This is a genomic window from Romboutsia sp. 13368 (assembly GCF_018336475.1).
Taxonomy (GTDB): domain Bacteria; phylum Bacillota; class Clostridia; order Peptostreptococcales; family Peptostreptococcaceae; genus Romboutsia.
This window is the reverse complement of record NZ_CP048741.1, coordinates 1,084,119-1,084,424: the sequence shown is the minus strand read 5'-3', so window position 1 is coordinate 1,084,424 and position 306 is coordinate 1,084,119. Positions and strand designations below refer to the sequence as shown.

1 protein-coding gene is annotated in these 306 nt (G+C 18.4%); it reads left to right on the top strand.

What is annotated here, in order from left to right; all coding sequences use genetic code 11:
• Nucleotides 1-54 (top strand): hypothetical protein (locus G3997_RS11615; RefSeq protein ID WP_296649356.1); only part of this gene is annotated, 54 nt, incomplete at its 5' end.
• Nucleotides 55-306 lie beyond the last annotated feature (252 nt).

Below are 306 nucleotides of genomic sequence, written 5' to 3'. Positions count from 1 at the left end.
ACTCTTTCTGATAGTATTAATGAATTATCTAAAAATATTATAAGTATTAAATAAAAATAAAGTTGTATTTTTCTATGTTAAACTATTTRGTTGTTAATTATAAATAACAAAAATGACTAGTATTATATTTCATTAATATTACTAGTCATTTTTCGCTCCATATTAATTTATATCTAATAATTAAGCATATACTTTTTAATATCTATGGTATCATTTAATATCTCCATTTTTAAATTTGCCTTTATATTTTATTGTTCCATCTTCATTATATAAAGTTCCTTTTCCRTGATATTCATTCCTTTTAAA